A 17,505-nucleotide genomic window follows, 5' to 3' on the forward strand; every position below is an offset into this window, starting at 1 on the left:
GGTCGGCGTAATGTCGACTCAGCCCAGCGTTGAAAGAAGTGCCAGTTTTGAAGTTTTGAAATGGACCAGTTGCCGGGTCAGGCTCGAAGGGGATCTCAGTCCCCGGGATCACCAGACCGGAATGATATGCGGCGCCTCGATCCTGGCCTTCAGGCGGTCAACGAACGACTGCGCCTCTGCCATGCTGCGAAATGTCAGCGGGTAATCGTTCAGCATCACCAGCCAGTCAGGACCGCAAACAGCCTTCTCGATCGTGATAACCATGCACAGGTCTCCTCTGAGTCGTTCATCATCCCTCGAAGAAAACCGCACAGCGCAACGAAGGTCGGTATTGGGTTTGGGGCCAGTCAGTATGGCCCCAGTTTGCGCCTGCGCCAGCAACTCACGGTCTGATAGCGCGTTGCTCGTCGGAAAGGCGGCGGCCACCCGTAGCAGCACGGCTTGCCGATGGCGGCGATCTCACGGCCGCCGTCGCGGGCAAGCGCGCTCCTACAGGGATCGGTGGTCACGCCACCTGAAAACAACCCACACCCCGTAGCAGTCCGGCTTGCCGGCGACAGCGATCCTCAAAACGCCGACACCGGCAAGCCGTGCTGCTACAGATGATCTGCACCGCCCTTGTAGGAGCGCGCTTGCCCGCGACGGCGGTGAGTCATTCGACATCAAGGCGTCTGGCCTGGCGCATTCGCGGGCAAGCGCGCTCCTACAGGGGCGGGGCGAGTTCCAACTTTCGCCGTACACCGAGCCCGTAGCAGCACGGCTTGCCGGCGGGAGGGGCGTGTCAGGCAAAACATCCGTCACAGACCTGACGCCGACGCCGACAAGCCGGACTGCTACGGTCTGCATGCGTGGCAATCCCCCCGAATCAACCACGATTCGTGTCCTCTACCCTCACCCCTGCGCTATTGATGCCTTTTTCGTTGTGAATATGCTGGGGCCATCCGCAACCGTGACCCTGCCTTGATAATGAGAAAGAGCGATCTGCCATGAACAGCCCTCGTACCCTCTACCAGAAACATATCGACAGCCACACTGTGTGCACGCTGGACGATCAAGGGCATGTGCTGCTCTACATCGACCGTCAGGTGGCCAACGAGTACACCAGTCCCCAGGCGTTCAGTGGCCTGCGGGAAGCCGGGCGCACGGTGTGGCGGCCATCGGCGACGCTGGCGGTGGTCGATCATGTCAACCCGACCGCGGCCAACCGCGTCGCCCAGATGCCGGACGCCGGCGGCGCGCTGCAGGTGTCGTACTTCGAGGAGAACTGCCGCGACTTCGGCATCGAGTTGTTCGATGTGCTGGACAAGCGCCAGGGCATCGAGCATGTGGTCGCGCCCGAGCAGGGCTTCATCCTTCCGGGCATGGTGGTCGCTGCCGGCGACAGCCACACCACGACGTACGGCGCACTGGGCGCCTTCGGGTTTGGCATTGGCACCTCGGAAATCGAGCACCTGCTGGCCACCCAGACGCTGGTCTACAAACGCCTGAAAACCATGCGCGTCACCGTGACCGGCGAGCTGGGCATGGGTGTCACTTCGAAGGACGTCATCATGGCCCTGATCGAAAAGATCGGTGCCTCCGGTGCCACGGGTTACGCCATCGAGTTCACGGGGCCGGTTATCTGGGCGTTGAGCGTCGAAGCCCGGATGACCATCTGCAACATGGCGGTGGAAGCCGGTGCCCGTGGGGCCTTCATGGCGCCCGACGAGAAGGTCTATGCCTACGTCAAGTCCAGGCCGCGTGCGCCTCAGGGCGAACAGTGGCAAGCGGCTGAAGCGAAGTGGCGTGAGCTGTTCAGCGATGACGGCGCGGTGTTCGACAGCGAAGTCAGTGTCGATGTAAACGCCCTGGAGCCGATGGTGACCTGGGGCACCAGCCCCGACCAGGCGGCCCCTGTGAGCAGCACGGTGCCCGACCCCGCCATGATCGATGACCTGATCCTGCGCCAGGGTATGCAGCGTGCCCTGACCTACATGGGCCTGGAAGCCGGCATGCGCTTGAGTGATGTGCAGATCAGCCATGCCTTCATCGGCTCATGCACCAACGCGCGCATCGAGGATCTGCGCGACGTGGCGCGTGTGGTCAAGGGCAAGAAGGTCGCGCCGACCGTTCGGGCGATGATTGTGCCGGGTTCGACCCTGGTGCGTGACCAGGCGGAAGAAGAAGGACTGGCCAGGATCTTTCTCGACGCAGGGTTCGAGTGGCGTCAGTCCGGCTGCTCCATGTGCCTTGCGATGAACGACGATGTGCTAGCCGCGGGCGACCGCTGCGCATCGAGTACCAACCGAAACTTCGAAGGGCGTCAGGGGGCGGGTGCGCGCACTCACCTGATGAGTCCTGCGATGGTGGCTGCGGCGGCGATCCGTGGCCATCTGACCGACGTTCGCCTGTTTGCCGAGGAGGCTTGAGCCATGCAACCTTTTGATATCGTGACCGGCAAAGCCGCACCCTTTCTCGCATCGAACGTCGACACCGATGTGATCATGCCCAAGCAGTTTCTCAAGGGGATTGATCGCAGCGGCCTGGACAACGGCGTGTTCTTCGATCTGCGCTTCCTGAAATCCGGCGAGCCTGACCCGGCGTTCGTGCTCAACCGCCCTCAGTGGAATGGCGCAAGCTTTCTGGTGACCGGGCCGAACTTCGGCTGTGGTTCCAGCCGTGAGCACGCGGTGTGGGGCCTCAAGCAACTGGGGATCCGCGCGCTGATCGGCACCAGCTTCGCCGGGATTTTCTACGACAACTGCCAACGCAACGGGGTGCTTGCGATTCAGCTGCCTGAGGCAGAGTTGCAGGCCCTGGGTCGCATGGTCAGTGACGGCGCCAGCGCCACGATCAGCGTGGACCTGCCCAACCAGCAGATTCGCCTGAGCGACGGTTCGGTGATCGATTTTGCCATCGATGAATTGCGCAAGCAGTCGCTGCTGCTCGGCCTTGATGCCATCGGCAGCACCTTGCAACGGGAGGCCCAGATTCGTGATTTCGAAACCCGCCACTACGCCGCCAATCCCTGGCTGAGTTGAGGGAGCGCGAGAGCAATGAGCAGGTATTTGCTGCAATAAGAAACGACTTTTTTGCCGCAATGGCATCCAACGTCCAGAGGGCCAGCCGGCCCTCGAACCCGATCACTTCGGCATAGGACTGCAGATGACTTTCTATATCTTCCTCATCGCCTGCTGCGCTGCGGCCAGCACCGGCATCATCTTCAAACCCGGCAGTTGGTACGAATCGCTCCAGAAGCCGTCGTTCACGCCACCCAACTGGCTGTTCCCGCTGGCCTGGACGACCATCTACCTGCTCATCGCCTGGGCCGGGTACCGCCTGACGCTGATACCCGGCAGCCAGACGGTCCTGGCGCTGTGGGCGGCGCAGATCGCGCTGAACACCCTGTGGACACCGGTATTCTTCGGCGCCAACCGCATCGTCGCCAGCATGGTTATTCTCGCCATCCTCTGGCTGGTGGTGGCGGTCATGGTGGTGCTGGCCATCGAACTGGACCTGATCACGGGACTGATCCTGTTCCCGTATCTGGCCTGGCTGACGGTCGCTGCAGCGCTGAACTTCTCGATCATGCGCCATAACCGCTAAAGGGTTTTGAGGGGGATGCATCCTCAAACGCAGCCCCCTCTACCCTCAAAACCGATAATCGAACCCCGCCCCCGCGTACCAGGACCGGCCCGGCGCGGCTTCGTAGTAGCGCGCGTTGCTGTCGCCGACGATGACCGAGCCTACGTATTGCCGATCCAGCAGGTTGTCCAGCCGCAGCAGTTGGTGGAAGGTCCAGTGACCGTAATCCTGCTCGAAACGTGCACGCCAGTTGAACACCGTGTACGCGGGCGCCGCCTTGTCCTGATTGCTGTCCTCGACGTACACCTGGCTGCGGTACTCGGCCTCCAGGCCGGTGCTGATCCCGTCGCGAGGCTTCCACACCAGTTCGCCAAAAAGGCTGTTGAGGGGCACGCCCGGCAGTTGATTGCCCTTTTCGATGAGCTTGCCGCTCTGGGTGAAGTCCTCGTCGTAGGTCGCGTCCGTGCGGGTGTAGGCCAGGGTGGTCTGCCATTGCTCGCTGAGCTGGCTTTCCAGGCTGATCTCGACGCCCCGGCGCAGGGTTTTCCCGGCGTTGGTATAGCTGGTGCGGCCGTCGGCTGAGCTGGCAACGACGATCTCGTCCTCGGTGTGGATTTCGAACACCGCCGCGTTGAGGCGGGTGCCCTCCCCCAGGCGCGCCTTGAGGCCCATTTCGTACTGAGTGCTGGTGGCCGGATCGAGGCCGAAGTTGAAGCTTTCCGCCAGCCCCGGCGCGTAGGCCATCTCGGCCTGGGTCGGGGTTTCGAAGCCTTTGCCGACGCTGACATAGCCATGCAGGTCGGGAGTGAATGCATACATGACCGACAGCGACGGGGTGTTCTGCTGGTATTTCTTCGAACCGCTGCCATCTCCGTTGGCCAGGTAATGATCATCCACATCCATGGTCATGGTGCTGTGGCGCACGCCGGCTTCCATGACCCAGTTGCCCAGCGCCCAATGGGCCTGAACGTAAGGATCGAGGCTGGTGGCGGTGTCCTGTTCGTCGCGGCGCAACTGGCCTTTGACGCCCAGCTGGCTGCCGCTGAAGTTCTGGTAGCCGCGACGATCATCCTGGCTGCGGTCGTAGTCCGCACCCACTGTCACTTTGAAATCTCCGGGCAGCGCGGACACCGGCTGAATCCAGCGCAGGGTGCCACCGTGAAACTCGCGGTCGAAGTCCACCACACCGCCGCCACGCTGGCTGTTGGAGGCCACCGTGCGCGGAATCGACAGGTACTGGATGACGCTGCGTTGCCCGGCGTACAGGTTGAACTGCAAGGTGGCGTCGCCGAAGTAACGCTCGTAGTTCATGCCCAGTTGCTGATGATCGATGCTCTTGCGCGTGTTGTAGGTCTCTGCAACCGAGGCCACCGAACGCGGGTCTTGCTTGTAGGCATCCCAGGTCTGGCCGAGGGGGTCCTGGGTATTGTTCTGCTCCAGGCTGCTGTAGATCAGCGCCAGGTGGGAGTCTTCGTCAGGGTTGAGCGTCAGCTTGCCGAAGGTCTGGTCACGCCGGGCCGCGCTGTGGTCGCGATAGCCATCGGTGTCCATGCGCGAGGCATCCAGCACAAAGCCTGCCGTCTCGTTGCCGCCCTGGGCCGACAGATGATTCTTGTTGAAGCCGTCGCTGCCAAAGGTGGTTTCTGCGCCGACAGTGGCCGGCCCCTGGCCGTCGCGGGTGAACATCTGGATCACGCCGCCGGCATTGCTGCCATAGATGGTCGAGGCCGGGCCGCGCAAGACTTCGATGCGGTCCGCCACATCGAGGTTAAGAGACGCCGCCTGCCCCTGGCCATCGGGGGTGCTGGCCGGGATGCCGTCGCTGAACAGCTTCAAGCCACGGATGCCGAAGGCCGAGCGTGCGCCATATCCCCGCGAGGAAATCTGCAGATCCTGGGCGTAGTTCTGACGGTTCTGCACCACCAGCCCCGGCACCCGTGACAGCACCTCGGACAGGTTCACGCCCAGTTGGCCGTCGGTGCCTTTGGACAGATCTACGGTGTCGATGGAAAACGGCAGCTCGAAACTGGAGGCCGGCGCGTAGCTGCCGGTAACCACGGTGGGCTCGGCGATTTCGACGGCGGCGGTGTCTGCGTAGCCCAGGCTGCTCGTGCCTACGCCCCAGCAAAAGAGGGTCAGGTTGAGGGGGACGCTCAAGCTGGAGCGGGTAAAGCGAGGTGACATCTGAAACTTCCTGTTTTAGCGGGCAGCGCATAGGCGATGATCAAGGGGGGCGCGATTATCCGTGGTCCCGGCGCCGGTTGCACCCCCGCAGACGCATTTCCCGAGGCCTTCCTAAAATGAACTCCCGCAAGTCGCAGCCCCCTAACCAGAAACACCTACAATAACCACCTGAAATCCAACGCTGGTTGCGCTTGTACCCGCAAGCCCCGGCGATGAGAGGTATGCAATGGCTCACGCTTTCCTGAAAGGCCTGGTCGCGATCCTGCTGGCGGGCGCCACGAGCCTGGCGGCTGCGGATGAGCCCGCGATCCGGGTGGTCACCGAAGAGCTTCCCCCGTACAACATGTCAGAGAACGGAAGCGTAACGGGGCTGAGCACGGAGATCGTGCGGACGGTCATGAAAGGCGTGGGGGCCTCTGCGAACATCGAGATCCTGCCCTGGGCACGGGCCTATGACCTGGCGCTGCACACCGAAAACGTGCTGATCTACTCCATCGCCAGGACGGCCGAGCGCGAGCCTCTGTTCAAATGGGTCGGCGCCATTGCACCGACGCGATGGTACCTCTTCAGCCTGTCGGATCGCCCGATCCAGTTGACGACCCTGGACGATGCTCGCCGCTACCACATCGCAACGGTCAACCAGGACGTCGGCGAGCAATACCTGATCGCCCATGGATTCGTAGTGGGCAAGGAGTTGCAGTCCAGCAGCATGTACGAAAACAACTACCGCAAGCTTAAAGTGGATCACGTCGAGCTGTGGATTTCCAACGAGTTGAACGCCATCAACCTGATGCGCAAGAACGGTGACGATCCCGACACCACCATGGTGCGCTCATTGCCCCTGCCTGAACTGTCGAGTGAGAACGGGCTGTACATGGCGTTCAGCCCGGGCACGCCGGACGAAACGGTGAACCGCTTCAAGGCCGAGCTTGAAAGGATCCGGCGCGACGGTACCTATGCAGCCATCCTCGACAAATGGCTCAAGGGTGCCGGGCCTGCGCATTGACTCGGCCCCTGTCGCGCAGCCAGGCCACCGAGTCCTCGGGCGACATCGGTTTGGCGATCAGATAGCCCTGCACCAGCACGCAGCCCAACCTTCTCAAGACTTCAAGTTCTTGCGCGGTTTCCACGCCTTCGCTCACACACTCCAGGCCCATGTCGGCGCTCAGCGCCAGCAGCGACTTGACGATCTTGTAGCTGGCCGGATTGCTCTGAATGTTGGTAATGAATGAGCGGTCGATCTTGAGCTTGGTCAGCGCCAGCCCGTGCAACTGACTGAGGCTGGAATAGCCGGTGCCGAAGTCATCCAGCGAGATGCCGCAGCCCAGGGTGCGAAAGGTCTGGACAGCCCACTGGGCCTGCTCGATGTCCTGAATCACGGCTGTCTCGGTGATCTCGAAATCAATGCGAGCCGGATCGATTCCGCTTTCCTCGATCAGCCTGACGAGGGTGCGCACCGCTTCCCTGGAGCCGCAATCATGGGCCGACAGGTTGAACGCCAGGCGCACATCGTGCGGCCATGCCATCGCCCCGGCCAGGGCCTTCCTGAGCAAGGGCACGGTCAAGCGGTTGATCAGCCCCAGACGTTCAGCGACGGGTATGAATTGACCGGGGGCCACCGGGCCGAGCTGAGGGCTCGTCCAGCGAGCCAAGGCTTCGAACGCCACCGTGTTGCCCGAGCGGATGTCGAGAATCGGCTGGTAGACGACACTGAATTCCTGCGCCACATCGGCCTTGCGCAACCCCTGCTCCGTGCGGATATCGCGGTTCAGGTCCAGGTAGTGGGCCGCCGAAAACTGGCAGATGCTGCCCGGCCCTTCGCGCTTGCTCTGGTACAGCGCGTAGTCGGCGAACTCGTAGGCCTGGGTGGCATCGCTGGCCATGTCCGGGTAGATCACAAAGCCCAACGAGGCACTGATGGACACCTGAATGTCACCGATGCTGAAGGGCTCCTGGAGTAACGTCTGGATGTCATTCCCCAGCGCGGCCAACACGTCCTGTGACGCATCTTTTTTCAGCAGGCCGAACTCGTCGCCGCCCAGACGCGCCATGTGCAGGCCGTCGCTTTCGTAGCCCATCAGGCGCTGCCCCACCTGAAACAGCAGCTTGTCACCGACGCTGTGGCCATAGAGATCGTTGACCGGCTTGAAGCCGTCGAGATCGATGAGGCCTACGGCAAAACGTGACTGCTCCTCGGAGGCACTGGCCAGATGATCGTCCAGCAAAGCGAAAAACTGCCGACGGTTCGGCAGTCCGGTGAGGCTGTCCTGATTGGCCAGCCGTTCATTGTCGGCGCTGAGTTTCTCGGTATGGGCCTGGATGTTCACCAGCCGGGTGAAATCCTTGTAATGGTCTTGAAGCACCCAGATCATTGCGGCAGACACCAGCAGTACGTTGACTGCCATCGCCATGTAAACGTAAGTGCCGGTGGACACGAAAAAGCCGATGAAGGCGATGTTGACCACGGCCGTGGTGATCAGGGCGGCGGAACGCAGGTGCATCATGCAGAAGATGCAGGCGATCACGGTGATCGCCATGTAGAACGCAATGTGCGAACGGGAGTAGGCATCGCCGTAGGGATACAGCGCCAACGCCCAGGCCGTGAAGCCAAACGCCAGGAACACCGCCAGCCGATTGGTGCGGGTGAGCGTCTGCAGGATGGCGTCAGGGTGGGCCGGCACACCGCGCTTGCGCCACCACAGCATGGCCCGCAGGCTACCGACCCCGGTCAGAAGCGCAGGCAGGTACACCGCGAGCCAGCGCGGGGCCAGATGCACGTGGGTGAAGGCCAGGGCGATGGTGTTCACCAGCAGGATGACGTACATCACCGGCAGTTGCCGGGACAGTGCAACGTACTGCGCATTCAGCAGTTTTGCGTTGTCACGGTCCACGGAAAACAGTGCCGTGAACCGCGAGAAAAGGTTGTCTCTCATTGATCGGGAAGTCCCGCAGCGTTCACAACCGTTACCATTTCAACTTTCCACCGGTTCTATCGACGTTGTTCAGGATCATTCCTGTGTACTCGGCTTGCCTGCACATTTCTGAAGACCGTTCGTAAGTAAGGCGCAGACATGATGTTCAACACGTTTTTCAAGGCCGCTGGATGGATGGAAAGATACGAAGTTCGCACTCGAGCGGATTGATTTTTATCCGTTCTTTGCACACAACCAGAAGTCTGTAGGAGCGCGCTTGCCCGCGACGGCGGTGGCTCATCCGACATCGAGGCGTCTGGCCTGACGCATTCGCGGGCAAGCGCGCTCCTACGGGGATCGGGGTGGTCACACCACCTGAGAACACCCCATACCCCGTAGCAGTCCGGCTTGCCGGCGACAGCGATCTTGAAAACGCCGACGCCGGCAAGCCGTGCTGCTACGGATGATCTGCACCGCTCTTGTAGGAGCTTGCCCGCGATGGCGGTGGGTCATTCGACATCGAGGCGTCTGGCCTGGCGCATTCGCGGGCAAGCGCGCTCCTACGGGGATAGGGGTGGTCACGCCGCCTGAGAACAACCCGTATCCCGTAGCAGTCCGGCTTGCCGGCGACGGCGATCTTGAAAACGCCGACGCCGGCAAGCCGTGCTGGGATGATCTACCGGTCTTGTAGGAGCGCGCTTGCCCGCGACGGCGGTGGGTCATTCGACATCGAGGCGTGGGGTCACGCCTCGGAACGTCCCGAATTCAAGGCAGCCTGGATGCACGCGACAAGAGGTTGTTCATCGAACGGCTTGGTCAGATAGCCCGCAGCCCCGAGGCGTTGCGCCGCGAGCCTGGGCGCGGGCTCGGCGGAGGCTGTCATGAAGATCACCGGTATCTGGACGCCCTGCGCGATGAGGTGCTCGCACATGTTCAGGCCACTCATGCCCGGCATCTGTATGTCAGATATCAGGCAATCGGTGACTCCCATGAGTTCAGAGCAGAGGAAGTGTTCGGCGCTGTCGAACAACTGAATGGTGTACCCATACGAACGCAGCAGACTGCCGAGAGAGAGCCGAACATAATCATCATCGTCGACAATCGATATAATCGCAGAAGTGGGCAATTTACGTACCTTGCGTTGATAAGGTACAAGTCAAATGACTTCGCCTGCTCGCACAATACGCCTTCACATTTCCCGCTTAATCATACTTGCGTATAAATCAACGCTTGATCCTCAGGTTCAATGTCTCCGCCATGCGCACCAGCTCGGCGAAGGTCTTGGCTTGCATCTTTCGCATGACACTGGCGCGATGGATTTTCACGGTGATTTCACTCAGGCACACCTCACCTGCGATCTGCTTGTTCATCAATCCCGAAGCTGCCAGCGCCATGATACCCTGCTCCCGCACCGTCAGGCTCTGGTAGCGGCTGCGCAGGCCGGCCAGCCCTTTGTTGACCTCGCGCTGTTCCAGATCCTTGCTCAATGCCAGCGCGACGGCATCCAGCAGGTCCTGCTCGCGAAACGGCTTGGCCAGAAAATCGATCGCGCCGGCTTTCATCGCACGTACCGTCATGGCGATGTCGCCATGCCCGGTCATGAAGACGATTGGCACGGTTTGCTCTTTCCTGACCAGTTCATTCTGGAAATCCAGCCCGCTGACACCTTGAAGCCTCACGTCCAGAACCAGGCAACACGGCGCATCCGGCCGCTTGAAATCAAGAAAATCCGCCACTGACGCGAAGATTTCCACGCGCAGGCCGATGGAACGAAGCAAGCTGCTCAAGGACTCGCGCAGCAGTTGATCGTCATCGACAATGTAGACGATGGAGGCTGGGGTAGTCATTTCGCCAACGGCCTGAAGTGTGCCCACGGTTATCATTCCTTGTTCGTAAAGAGCCTGACGCCCGGAAGTCGCAACGCCCCTGGGTTGTGCGCCGCGAGTGCAGGCCAGTTGTGCAGACATCACCGCTTACCCCCACTCACGCACTGTCTTCTGTCGCCGCGCCAGGCGAATGTACAGGCGACCTACTGTAAAAAGTTACTGCGCAGGTCGATAGGACATAAACCCCTGTATTTCAGCCATTTGTTCAGACACATACATTCGTGATCGCCGTCCGCAGCGTTGAACGAGAGGCCTACCCAAGGCCGGTTTTCACTGTAAAGTGAGCGTGCTGAATATCCTGTGCAAGCGCACTGTGACTGGCCGTCGTATCTGGAAAACCTATGGCAGAACAAATACCGTTGACTCCATTCAAATCGGTTGGGTGCGCTGAGTGTCGGAACCTCGATAACCTGGGTTTCAGCTTCACCATGGCGTTCCAGCCAATCTTCAATGTCAGGACAGGCTTGCCGTACGCCTACGAAGCCCTTGTTCGTGGGCTCAATGGCGAATCCGCTGCCAGCATCTTGGGATTGGTGAATGATCAAAACCGATACCGCTTTGATCAGGCGTGCCGGGTGCGAGCCATTGAGCTCGCGGCGGAACTGGGCCTCCCCGCGATCCCGGACTGCAAGCTCAGCATCAACTTCCTTCCCAATGCCGTGTACAGGGCCGAAACCTGCATTCGTGCAACATTGGAAGCTGCCCGCACGTTTGACTTCCCGGTTGAGCGCCTGATGTTCGAGGTCACCGAAGGGGAGCGAGTCGACGACCCTGATCACCTGAAATCCATCTTTCAGGAGTACGAGCGCCAGGGTTTCACGACCGCAATCGATGATTTTGGATCAGGGTATTCCGGACTCAACTTCCTCGCGATGTTTCAGCCCAACGTTCTCAAGATCGACATGGCGCTGACACGCGGTATTGACCGGGATGGAGTACGGCGCGCCATTGTTGAAGGCATCGTACTGGTATCTGAGCGGCTGGGTATTACCGTCGTGGCCGAAGGCATCGAGACGCTTGAAGAACGAGACACGCTGCTGGCGTTGGGCGTCGATCTCATGCAGGGCTTTCTTTTTGCCAAACCCGCCGTGGGCAAACTGCAGACAATGCCGCAGGCGTTGATCCCTGCATCTCGCCGCACCTGATCCAGGCCTCTGCACGCCCCGGTTCCGCCCTGCCCGTTGGCAAGCCGGCGGGCGCCCCTTTCGCACTCGTCGGCGCGGCCTGTCACTCGGTTGGCGAGTCGATGTCGATGTCAGACGCTCGGTCCGGTGATCTTTTTATTCTGAACCATACAGGGCTGAAGGACTCAGCTTAATGGACGGATGCGACATCAGAATCTCCCATGTTCGCCTGGATACTCCGGGTTCTGATCTCTCCCGCTGGGCGATGGTCCTGGAAGCTGATGCCTCGACATCCTCAAATTTCCCCACCAAAGGAATGATCCATGACGTCCAAACTCTCAATCGCTGCTTTATCCATCACTCTATTCTGCGCGGTTTCAAGCGTTTCCTACGCGGCTGATGAACCTGGCGTGACGCTCAATCGCCCAGGAACCGGGGACAGGGAATACAAAGTGGGCGATCCCGTGCCTGACGAATATCAACGTGAAAGCATGGAAGTCAAAGACTGGAAAAGTCGGCACTTGAAGGCGCCCGCCGAGCACGAGCAATGGGTGCAAATCAACGGCAAATATGCCTTGATCAGTGTGCCGACGGGCACCATCAAGGAAATGGTCAACAAGTGATCGGGAGGCGTTCAGCCATATCGCCACCAAGCTTGGCAGTCGGCGCCGCATTCACGAAAAGCCCGTGCAGGGCACGGGCAACTTCCTGGCTCGAGCGCCACAGGATGCGGTCCTGCCTGGCTTGAATCAAAAGAACGCGTAGGTGTAGTTGAAGATCAGTCGGGTCTGGTTGGTGTCGACAATCGGACTGCCGCCGCCACGGTAGATGCCGTGGCGCAGGGTGGTCCCAAAGCCCTTCAACGGCCCGGACGGCACCACGTAATCGACGCGCATGTCAGTTTCCCACTCGTGGGTGTCAGGGCCGGTGCCATTGGCGGCCCTGGCGTCTTCACCACGCAGGTAGGCCACCGAGGTCTTCAGGCCCGGCACCCCGACGCTGGAGAAATCATAGGCATACTGGGCCATGGTGGTGTTCTCGCCAGCGCGGGAGAAGTTGCCCACCACCGCGTCCGACCAGGAATAGAACGACGCCCCGCCCTCCCCGTCGTTGCGCCCGCGACCATCGACCACGTTGGCCTGGTTAGCCCAGACGAAGCCGCCATCACTGGACACATGCTGGTAGCCCAGACTCAGGCTATGGCCGTACAGAGTGTAGGTGAATGTGGCAATGCCGGTGTCGTTGTCCACCTCGCCCGGATTCTTCGCGTAGCCACCGTTGTTGTTGAAGCGGTAGCCGGCATCGCCGTTGGCACCGTCCGAGCGGCTTCTGAAATAGCGCAGGTCAGTCTTGAAGCTCTGGCTCTCGCTGATCGGCAGGACATGCTGCAGGCCGAAGAAATGCTGGGTGTAGAAGTCTTCAAGGTTGGCGTAGTAGTACTGCAGCGTGAGGTTTTTCGTGGCCTTCCAGTCACCGCCAGCGAAGCGGAATTTGTTGCTGTCACGTGTAGCACCGGCTACCGACAGGCCCGAACTGTTAGTCGAGGCTCGGCCCCGAGCGCTCTCGATCTGGCCACCCGTGAGGGTGAGGTTGTCGATTTCCCTTGAGGTGAACATGAACCCACCGAACGTCTGCGGCAGCAGCCGGCTTTCGTTGGCGATCAGGATCGGCAGGTTCGGCGACAGCGTGTTGCCGTAGCGCAGTTCGGTTTTCGAGAACCGCAGCTTGGCTGTGGCACCCCCGGCACTCCACTCATGGGGCGCCGAACCATCGCTGTCGCTGGGGGTGAAGGTGTTGCTGTCCGGGTGGTGGCCCTTGCCGCCATCCAGGTGGATGCCCACCAGGCCCTGCAGGTCGAGACCGAAGCCCACGGTGCCCTCGGTGAAACCGGACAGGTAATCAACCTTGAACGCCTGCGCCCACTCGCGCTGGTCTTTGCCGCCTTCGTGGTTGTCGACGTTGTAATAATAGTTGCGCGCGTTGACCGTCAACTTGCTGTCTTCGATGAACCCTGCGTGAACCACTTGTGCAACGCCAAGCGCCGCGGTGGTCATCATCAGGCGCGCGGGGAATCTGTTTTTTCTGCTCATTGTCCTGCTCACTCTTGTTGTGTTGCGTGCAGCCGATACCGCCGGAATTATTGTTCGGGTTCTGCGCGATGGGCGCAGTGCCCAACCGGTCAGAGGCTGTGGCGGAGCAAGGCTAGAGCAGGCAGGGAGCGGCAAATAGCGGGGCTGCGGACAAACAGTTTTTACATGATGGGGGGTAATCGACAGCGCAAACAGCAACAAGGCGGACAGCCGATCCCCATTGTTCAGCCTGCGGAAAACTCATTTCGGCGCCGGGGCGTATAAGCAAACGGTCGGTCTGGATAGAGTCCTGCCATCTCGTTTTCCCCTACATCCCGTCATTCGGGACCCCAGGAGTTTCCCATGGCAGACAACGCGCAAGACCATCAGCCCGCCGGCTACATGCCTGACAAGATATGGCAACCGAAGACCGAGTACGGCGGCCAATTCGCAAGCATCAACCGCCCTGACTCGGGCGCGCGATTCGACCAGCCGCTGCCAGTCGGCAAGCACCCGCTTCAGCTGTATTCCCAAGGCACCCCCAACGGGCAGAAAGTGACGATTCTGCTGGAGGAATTGCTGGCGCTGGGGCACACGGGCGCCGAGTACGATGCCTGGCTGATCGACATCTTCAAGGGCGATCAGTTTGGCAGCGGGTTCGTCGGCATCAACCCGAACTCGAAGATCCCGGCGCTGGTGGACCGTTCGATGAACCCTGCCCTGCCCGTCTTTGAAAGCGGCTCAATCCTCGTCTATCTGGCGGAACGCTTCGGCGAGTTCCTGCCGACAGAGCCACGAGCACGAACGCAGACCTTCAACTGGCTGATGTGGCAGATGGGCACCGCGCCTTTCGTGGGCGGCGGGCTGGGCCACTTCTACGCTTACGCGCCGATCAAGATCGAATACGCCATCGACCGCTACGCCATGGAAACCAAGCGCCAGTTGCACGTGCTGGACACCCATCTGGCAACCCGGGAATACCTGGCGGGCGATCAATACACCATCGCCGACATGGCGGTGTGGCCTTGGCATCCGGGCAGCCTGTTTGGCGTCTACAACACTCACGAGTTCCTCGAAGTCGGGCAGTACAGCCACCTGCTGCGCTGGTATCACGCCATTGCCGCACGCCCCGCCGTGGCCCGGGGCCGCATCGTCAATCGCACGTCCAATGCACCGGGAACCTTCCTGCGCGAGCGTCACGACGCCGCTGATTTCACGCCGTTTTTCAAGTAGCCACTCCGGTGTGGCCGTGATCAGTGCAGGGTGCTGGTGTTCGCGCACAGCTCGGCGATCCAGTCGACGAACACCCGCACCTTGGTCGAGAGGTGACGGTTTTCCGGGTACACGGCGTACAGCGGCAGCGGCTCGTTGGCCCAGTCGTCGAGCACGGTAACCAGACTCCCCTCCCGCACCCAGGGCGCCAGCAGGAAATCCGCCATCTGAATAATACCCAGTCCCGACAGGCCTGCTGCGGTGTAGGCATAGCTGTCGCTCAAGGCGACGGGGCTGGACAGGGCCACCTGCACACGCTCCTCATCCCGGGTGAAGTACCAGTCGAACATCTTGCCGGTGCGCGCGGAGAAGTAATTCACGCAACGGTGCTGCGTCAGATCGTTGGGGTGCAGCGGGCTGCCATGGCGTTCCAGGTAGGCCGGCGAGGCACAGGTGGCGTAGTGCATCGCCCCGACAGGCCGGGCGATCAGGCGCGAATCGGCAAGCTGTCGGCCGCCGCGTATGGCGCAGTCCACGCCCTCTTCGACCAAGTCCACCGGGCGGTCGCTGCACCCCAGTTCCAGTTGAATGTCCGGATAGCGCTCGAAGAAATCCGGCAACGCCGGGACAATCACTTCGCTGGCAAGGCCGGTTGGCACATCGACCCGCAAACGCCCTGAAGGGCTGAGACGGCTTTGCGAGACGGCCTCTTCGGCGTCACGCACCTCGCGCAATATGCGAAGGCAGCGCTCGTGGAACGATGCGCCGTCGGCGGTGACGCTGACGTGGCGTGTCGTACGGTTCAGCAGCTTGACCGACAGCGACGCTTCCAGCGACTGAATGAGAGTGGTAACAGTCGCTTTCGGCAACTTCATGTTTTCCGCCGCGCGGGTGAATCCTCCCGTGTCCACGACCTGGACGAAGACTTCCATTGCCAGCAATTTGTTGATCAAGGTCCTGGCCCCTGGCCGTGGGTGAAAGCCCATCATAAAGGGCGACAGCGCAAAGGGGGTCGATTTTCAGGAGGCTGACCGCGACCCCGTAGCAGCCGGGCTTGCCCGTGGGTGGGCCTCAAGGTCGCCCCGCCGGCAAGCCGTGCTGCTACGGGACGGTGTAATCTGCCAGCATGCAGGCAATGAAAACGGGGAACCTCTCTCACTGGACGTTTTCAGAGCTTTGTTGCGAAGCGAGCGCACGGACCACCACGGCCACTGGAGCAACCCGATGTTTCACCTGATGTTCACCACCCCTTGCCTGTATGTGATCGTGCGGTTCATCTGGCCGATGCCCTGGCCGCTGGCAGCCCGGCTCGCCGGTGCGCTGTTGCTGCTTCTCGCCTCGCAATATCACCTGTATTCCCGGCTCTCGTCCGGCAGCGTGTTCGACCCGGAATTTCCCCGTGCGGTAGTGATTCTCTTCAACTGGGCGTTTGGCGCGATATTGCTCATCGCGGTGCTGCAGATCGTGCTGGACCTGGCCACGCTGTTGACGATGCTGGTTCGCCAGCGCTGGCTGACCATCCCTGCCACTCTGCGTTACGCCGCAGGCGGCGCAGCACTGATTCTGGCCGCCATAGGCGTGCATCAGGCGATGCGCGTGCCGCCGGTGAAGGACATCGAAGTGGCTATCAAGAACCTGCCCCCGCAGTTCGAGGGCTACAAGATGTTGCAACTCACCGACATGCACATCAGCCGGCTGTTCGACGAGCCGTGGGCGCGCGCGGTGGTCAAGCGCTCCAACGCGCTGGGGGTGGACCTGATCGTGGTCACCGGTGACCTGATTGACGGCCCGATCAGCGCCCGTACCCGAGACGTGGCGCCGCTGCACGACCTGTACGCCACCGATGGGGTGTTCGTGATCCCGGGCAACCATGAATACTTCTTCGATAACGAAGCCTGGATGCAGTACTTCGTGTCACTGGGCATGACGCGCCTGAACAACAGCCATGCGCTGATCGAACGGGGCGGCGCGCAGCTGATACTGGCCGGCGTGACGGACCTCAGTGCGCCACGGGCGGGGCTGCCCGGGCCGGACCTCAAACAAGCGCTGACCGGCGCCCCCGTCAACACGCCGATTATCCTGCTCGACCACCAGCCTCGCAACGCCAGGCAATCCGCTCGCCAAGGGGTGGCGTTGCAGCTGTCCGGTCATACCCACGGCGGCATGATCCGTCCCCTCGCCCCGTTCATCGCCCGGGCCAACGAAGGCTTCGTGTCCGGGTTTTATGACGTCGACGGCATGCAGCTCTACGTCAACAACGGCACCGCCCTCTGGCCCGGATTCGCCTTGCGCCTGGGCGTCCCTTCGGAGTTGACGCGGATCACCCTCAAACGAGCCGTGGGCCGGGGCTGAAAAGTCGCAGCCTTCTCACTGCCAGAGATTGACAGCCGCAGGGATCGCTGGCTATAAATAGGGTGTTGTACGACGACAGACGATAAATCGTCCGTTCACCTCTAAAAATAAAAAATGAGTGTCGGTCACCACCATGAATTCGACTTCCTTGCTCATCTCCCCGAATGCCCTGCCCTGGGCCACTCATTTGCTACGTCTGCGT

15 protein-coding genes are annotated in these 17,505 nt (G+C 61.1%); 8 read left to right on the forward strand and 7 right to left on the reverse strand.

Translation table 11 applies throughout. From position 1 onward, the window contains the following. Positions 1 to 108 precede the first annotated feature (108 nt). Complete coding sequence (locus tag ACIPOO_RS15485) at positions 109 to 264, reverse strand: hypothetical protein (protein ID WP_274131210.1); 156 nt, start codon at positions 262 to 264, stop codon at positions 109 to 111. Between the two features lie 722 nt (positions 265 to 986). Between ACIPOO_RS15485 and leuC the strand changes: the two genes are divergently transcribed. The 3 genes from leuC (at position 987) to ACIPOO_RS15500 (ending at position 3,585) form a co-directional block, all read left to right on the forward strand. Then, complete coding sequence (gene leuC, locus ACIPOO_RS15490; protein WP_400608374.1) at positions 987 to 2,408, forward strand: 3-isopropylmalate dehydratase large subunit; 1,422 nt, start codon at positions 987 to 989, stop codon at positions 2,406 to 2,408. A gap of 3 nt (positions 2,409 to 2,411) precedes the next feature. After that, positions 2,412 to 3,020: a 3-isopropylmalate dehydratase small subunit gene (leuD, locus tag ACIPOO_RS15495; RefSeq protein ID WP_400608376.1), complete on the forward strand. Its 609-nt coding sequence runs from the start codon at positions 2,412 to 2,414 to the stop codon at positions 3,018 to 3,020. A gap of 124 nt (positions 3,021 to 3,144) precedes the next feature. Continuing rightward, positions 3,145 to 3,585, forward strand: coding sequence for a TspO/MBR family protein (locus ACIPOO_RS15500; RefSeq protein WP_274131213.1), 441 nt, complete (start codon positions 3,145 to 3,147; stop codon positions 3,583 to 3,585). 45 nt (positions 3,586 to 3,630) lie between these two features. On the opposite strand, the gene ACIPOO_RS15505 is transcribed toward ACIPOO_RS15500, so the two are convergent. Continuing rightward, positions 3,631 to 5,748, reverse strand: a complete 2,118-nt coding sequence (locus tag ACIPOO_RS15505; RefSeq protein WP_400608378.1) for a TonB-dependent receptor family protein — start codon at positions 5,746 to 5,748, stop codon at positions 3,631 to 3,633. 226 nt (positions 5,749 to 5,974) lie between these two features. On the opposite strand from ACIPOO_RS15505, the gene ACIPOO_RS15510 reads away from it, so the two are divergent. Further along, on the forward strand, positions 5,975 to 6,754 hold the full coding sequence (locus ACIPOO_RS15510; RefSeq protein WP_400608380.1) for a substrate-binding periplasmic protein: 780 nt from the start codon (positions 5,975 to 5,977) through the stop codon (positions 6,752 to 6,754). Here ACIPOO_RS15510 and ACIPOO_RS15515 read toward each other — a convergent pair. The 3 genes from ACIPOO_RS15515 to ACIPOO_RS15525 all read right to left on the reverse strand — a co-directional run bounded on the left by ACIPOO_RS15515 (position 6,729) and on the right by ACIPOO_RS15525 (position 10,507). Continuing rightward, on the reverse strand, positions 6,729 to 8,681 hold the full coding sequence (locus tag ACIPOO_RS15515) for a putative bifunctional diguanylate cyclase/phosphodiesterase (RefSeq protein WP_400608382.1): 1,953 nt from the start codon (positions 8,679 to 8,681) through the stop codon (positions 6,729 to 6,731). The two genes, ACIPOO_RS15510 and ACIPOO_RS15515, sit on opposite strands and share 26 nt — an antisense overlap. Positions 8,682 to 9,402: 721 nt before the next feature. Beyond that, on the reverse strand, positions 9,403 to 9,786 hold the full coding sequence (locus tag ACIPOO_RS15520; RefSeq protein ID WP_400608384.1) for a response regulator transcription factor: 384 nt from the start codon (positions 9,784 to 9,786) through the stop codon (positions 9,403 to 9,405). A gap of 97 nt (positions 9,787 to 9,883) precedes the next feature. Further along, a complete protein-coding gene (locus ACIPOO_RS15525; protein WP_400608386.1) occupies positions 9,884 to 10,507 on the reverse strand; it encodes a response regulator transcription factor in 624 nt (207 codons plus the stop codon). A 380-nt stretch (positions 10,508 to 10,887) separates the two neighbouring features. On the opposite strand from ACIPOO_RS15525, the gene ACIPOO_RS15530 reads away from it, so the two are divergent. Together ACIPOO_RS15530 and ACIPOO_RS15535 are read left to right on the forward strand one after the other, a co-directional pair. Then, positions 10,888 to 11,691 (forward strand): EAL domain-containing protein, encoded by an 804-nt coding sequence (locus tag ACIPOO_RS15530; protein ID WP_274131218.1) that lies wholly within the window; start codon positions 10,888 to 10,890, stop codon positions 11,689 to 11,691. Between the two features lie 302 nt (positions 11,692 to 11,993). Beyond that, on the forward strand, positions 11,994 to 12,293 hold the full coding sequence (locus ACIPOO_RS15535; RefSeq protein ID WP_274131219.1) for an RcnB family protein: 300 nt from the start codon (positions 11,994 to 11,996) through the stop codon (positions 12,291 to 12,293). 126 nt (positions 12,294 to 12,419) lie between these two features. On the opposite strand, the gene ACIPOO_RS15540 is transcribed toward ACIPOO_RS15535, so the two are convergent. Continuing rightward, positions 12,420 to 13,730, reverse strand: a complete 1,311-nt coding sequence (locus tag ACIPOO_RS15540) for an OprD family porin (RefSeq protein ID WP_400608581.1) — start codon at positions 13,728 to 13,730, stop codon at positions 12,420 to 12,422. Positions 13,731 to 14,102: 372 nt separating this feature from the next. Between ACIPOO_RS15540 and yghU the strand changes: the two genes are divergently transcribed. Continuing rightward, positions 14,103 to 14,972 (forward strand): glutathione-dependent disulfide-bond oxidoreductase, encoded by an 870-nt coding sequence (gene yghU, locus ACIPOO_RS15545; RefSeq protein ID WP_400608389.1) that lies wholly within the window; start codon positions 14,103 to 14,105, stop codon positions 14,970 to 14,972. A gap of 20 nt (positions 14,973 to 14,992) precedes the next feature. Here yghU and ACIPOO_RS15550 read toward each other — a convergent pair whose 3' ends face one another. Beyond that, entirely contained in the window at positions 14,993 to 15,904 is a 912-nt protein-coding gene (locus ACIPOO_RS15550) for a LysR family transcriptional regulator (protein WP_400608391.1), read from the reverse strand. Between the two features lie 271 nt (positions 15,905 to 16,175). Between ACIPOO_RS15550 and ACIPOO_RS15555 the strand changes: the two genes are divergently transcribed. Beyond that, positions 16,176 to 17,303: a metallophosphoesterase gene (locus ACIPOO_RS15555; protein ID WP_400608393.1), complete on the forward strand. Its 1,128-nt coding sequence runs from the start codon at positions 16,176 to 16,178 to the stop codon at positions 17,301 to 17,303. Positions 17,304 to 17,505: the final 202 nt, after the last annotated feature.

It is taken from the genome of Pseudomonas sp. NPDC090201, from assembly GCF_044746825.1.
Taxonomy (GTDB): Bacteria; Pseudomonadota; Gammaproteobacteria; order Pseudomonadales; family Pseudomonadaceae; genus Aquipseudomonas; species Aquipseudomonas putida_AD.

Excerpts from the sequence above, each read along its gene's own strand:
- ACIPOO_RS15485 (WP_274131210.1), bottom strand. The coding sequence starts at position 264 with ATGGTTATCACGATCGAGAAGGCTGTTTGCGGTCCTGACTGGCTGGTG.
- leuC (WP_400608374.1), top strand. The coding sequence starts at position 987 with ATGAACAGCCCTCGTACCCTCTACCAGAAACATATCGACAGCCACACT.
- leuD (WP_400608376.1), top strand. The coding sequence starts at position 2,412 with ATGCAACCTTTTGATATCGTGACCGGCAAAGCCGCACCCTTTCTCGCA.
- ACIPOO_RS15500 (WP_274131213.1), top strand. The coding sequence starts at position 3,145 with ATGACTTTCTATATCTTCCTCATCGCCTGCTGCGCTGCGGCCAGCACC.
- ACIPOO_RS15505 (WP_400608378.1), bottom strand. The coding sequence starts at position 5,748 with ATGTCACCTCGCTTTACCCGCTCCAGCTTGAGCGTCCCCCTCAACCTG.
- ACIPOO_RS15510 (WP_400608380.1), top strand. The coding sequence starts at position 5,975 with ATGGCTCACGCTTTCCTGAAAGGCCTGGTCGCGATCCTGCTGGCGGGC.
- ACIPOO_RS15515 (WP_400608382.1), bottom strand. The coding sequence starts at position 8,681 with ATGAGAGACAACCTTTTCTCGCGGTTCACGGCACTGTTTTCCGTGGAC.
- ACIPOO_RS15525 (WP_400608386.1), bottom strand. The coding sequence starts at position 10,507 with ATGACTACCCCAGCCTCCATCGTCTACATTGTCGATGACGATCAACTG.
- ACIPOO_RS15530 (WP_274131218.1), top strand. The coding sequence starts at position 10,888 with ATGGCAGAACAAATACCGTTGACTCCATTCAAATCGGTTGGGTGCGCT.
- ACIPOO_RS15535 (WP_274131219.1), top strand. The coding sequence starts at position 11,994 with ATGACGTCCAAACTCTCAATCGCTGCTTTATCCATCACTCTATTCTGC.
- yghU (WP_400608389.1), top strand. The coding sequence starts at position 14,103 with ATGGCAGACAACGCGCAAGACCATCAGCCCGCCGGCTACATGCCTGAC.
- ACIPOO_RS15555 (WP_400608393.1), top strand. The coding sequence starts at position 16,176 with ATGTTTCACCTGATGTTCACCACCCCTTGCCTGTATGTGATCGTGCGG.